This is a genomic window from Parvimonas sp. D2 (assembly GCF_035282635.1).
GTDB lineage: Bacteria > Bacillota > Clostridia > Tissierellales > Peptoniphilaceae > Parvimonas.
In genome coordinates, this window is the sequence record NZ_JAYKBO010000108.1 from 1 (window position 1) to 238 (window position 238).

Annotated in this window: 1 protein-coding gene; it reads right to left on the minus strand. The window is 24.8% G+C overall.

The window, feature by feature from the left end:
- The coding region (locus VJI77_RS07750) for an Mbeg1-like protein (protein ID WP_323989022.1) at window positions 1–140 on the minus strand (140 nt) is incomplete at its 3' end.
- Between the last annotated feature and the right edge of the window lie 98 nt (window positions 141–238).

The following is a 238-nucleotide window of genomic DNA, read 5'->3' on the forward strand; positions in this document are numbered from 1 at the left end:
CCTCTTAAAACTCCAATATATTGAGGTTTATTTCCTCCTTTTGAATGTCCCGAAAAATATATATTTTTTATATCTTTTAACTTTTTAACCATTTCATCGAAGTATCTTAATGCTCTTCTTTTTTGTTTTGTATCTGTTATATTATATGTTCCTTCTACATTATAATTACATTCGTAATCTCCATCGGTTCATTTATAAACTATAATCAAATTGTCTCAAAACTGAAAAGTTAAATTTA